Source organism: Hoeflea sp. BAL378 (genome assembly GCF_000759435.1).
GTDB lineage: Bacteria > Pseudomonadota > Alphaproteobacteria > Rhizobiales > Rhizobiaceae > Hoeflea.
The window spans coordinates 1-2366 of record NZ_JRJG01000254.1; the positions used below are offsets into that span (position 1 = coordinate 1).

Annotated in this window: 1 protein-coding gene and 1 pseudogene; one reads left to right on the forward strand and one right to left on the reverse strand. The window is 65.0% G+C overall.

What is annotated here, in order from left to right; genetic code table 11:
• Window positions 1-606, forward strand: a pseudogene (locus LL06_RS25885) (lipid-A-disaccharide synthase); the annotation flags it as partial.
• Window positions 607-686: 80 nt separating this feature from the next.
• On the opposite strand, the gene gltA reads toward LL06_RS25885, so the two are convergent.
• Window positions 687-1976 (reverse strand): citrate synthase, encoded by a 1290-nt coding sequence (gltA, locus tag LL06_RS25890; protein WP_035533919.1) that lies wholly within the window; start codon window positions 1974-1976, stop codon window positions 687-689.
• Window positions 1977-2366: the final 390 nt, after the last annotated feature.

Sequence of the window (2366 nt, forward strand, 5' to 3'; positions counted from 1 at the left end):
CGCGGCGCCGCCGGGCGCGACGCGCCGCCGGTCTGCCTGATCCTGCCGGGCTCGCGCCGCTCGGAGGTGGCGCGGCTGGCACCGGCCTTCGGCGCGGCCGCCAGATGGCTCTCCGATCTCAATCCCGCCATGACGTTCGTGCTTCCCGCCGGCGCCCATGTCGAGCGTCAGGTCCGCGACGCGGTGCTGGGTTGGGACGTCCCGTGCTCGGTCGTCACCGGCGACGCCGCAAAATGGGAGGCCTTCGGCCGGGCCGATGTCGCCATCGCCGCCTCCGGCACGGTGCTCCTCGAACTGGCGCTCGCCGGCGTTCCGCAGATCTCCTGCTACAGGCTCGACCCCATCGCCCGGCTGCTCATCAACATGATCACCACCTGGACCGCGGCGATTCCCAACATGATCGCCGGCCATGTGGTCACCGCCGAACTCTACGACAACCAGATCCGGCCCGAGCGGGTGGCGCGCATCGCCGACCAGCTCTCCCGCGACACGCTGCATCGTGCGGCGGCTCTGGCCGATTCAGACCTGATCTGGTCGCGCATGCAGACCGGCCAACCCGCCTCCGAGCTCGCCGCCAGGACCGTGCTGGCCGTTCTCGGCCGCTGACATCCCGCTCCGCCAAAGCCGTGCGGCCATGAAAAAAGCGCCCGAAGGCGCTTTTCTCGTCTCGGGATGCCGGCGCCGGTTCAGCGCTTCGACATCGGCACATAGTCGCGGTTGGTGGCGCCGATATAGAGCTGGCGCGGCCGGCCGATTCGCTGGCTCGGGTCCTCGATCATCTCGCTCCACTGGGCGATCCAGCCGACGGTGCGGGCGAGTGCGAACAGCACCGTGAACATGGTGGTGGGGAAGCCCAGCGCCTTGAGCGTGATGCCCGAATAAAAGTCGATGTTCGGGTAGAGCTTCTTCTCGATGAAATAGCTGTCGGTGAGCGCGATGCGCTCGAGCTCCATCGCCACTTCGAGCATCGGGTCGTCCTTGATGCCCAGTTCGCTCAGCACTTCATGGCAGGTCTTCTGCATGATCTTGGCGCGCGGATCGTAGTTCTTGTAGACCCGGTGGCCGAAGCCCATCAGCCGGAACGGATCGTCCTTGTCCTTGGCGCGGTCGATATATTCCGGGATCTTGTCGACGGTGCCGATCTCGGCCAGCATGTTGAGCGCCGCCTCGTTGGCGCCGCCATGGGCGGGGCCCCACAGGCAGGCGATGCCGGCGGCGATGCAGGCGAACGGATTGGCGCCCGACGAGCCGGCGAGCCGCACGGTCGAGGTCGAGGCGTTCTGCTCGTGATCGGCATGCAGGATGAAGATCCGGTCCATGGCGCGGGCCAGCACCGGATTGACCACATATTCCTCGCAGGGCACGGCAAAGCACATGCGCAGGAAGTTCGCCGCATAGTCGAGATCGTTCTTCGGATACACGAAGGGCTGGCCGATATGGTACTTGAACGCCATCGCCGCCAACGTCGGCATCTTGGCGATCATGCGCATCGAGGCGACCATGCGCTGGTGCGGATCGGTGATGTCGGTGGAGTCGTGATAGAACGCCGACAGGGCACCGACGCAGCCGCACATCACCGCCATCGGGTGCGCGTCGCGACGGAAGCCGGTGAAGAACCGGCTCATCTGCTCATGCACCATGGTGTGGCGCGTCACGCGGTAGTCGAAATCGGCCTTCTGCGTCGCCGTCGGCAGTTCGCCGTAGAGCAGCAGGTAGCAGACTTCCAGGAAGTCGCCCTGTTCGGCCAACTGGTCGATCGGATAGCCGCGATGCAGCAGGATGCCCTCGTCGCCGTCGATGAAGGTGATCTTGGATTCGCAGGAGGCGGTGGAGGTGAAGCCCGGATCATAGGTGAACGCCCCGGTCTGCTTGTAGAGCGTCGCAATGTCGACGACATCGGGTCCGATGGTTCCGGACTTGACGGGAAATTCGATCTCCTTGCCGTCCATGAGGAGTTTTGCGTTCTTGTCTGCCATGGCTTGTCCTTCCACGAATGCAGGCGCCCGGCCTGCAAGCCGGCGCCTTGGATGACCGTCAAGGTTAGCTATATGATTTCCCGCACCCTGCCAAGCTATGCGGATGGCTAATTGTGCAGCGCGAGAGCGTTATGGCAGCGCCCGGCGCGCTGGCTGGCGTTCGGGCAGGCTCGTCAAATCGTGTAAAAAATTCAAGCGTTAATAGGAATTGACGCCGAGCCGAGGATGGCCGGCCGTATAGGCCCGCCGCAATTTGTGGTGGCATTGCGCGCGCGGCCGGGTGTAGTCTCGCAAGCTTCAAGCGAGGCGTGCATGAGGCAGGCGAACCGCACCGGGCAGGACCAGCAAACCGTGGAGCCGTCTGCGTCCCCGGACCCCGCGCCGGTGCCC

Excerpts from the sequence above, each read along its gene's own strand:
- gltA (WP_035533919.1), bottom strand. The coding sequence starts at position 1,976 with ATGGCAGACAAGAACGCAAAACTCCTCATGGACGGCAAGGAGATCGAA.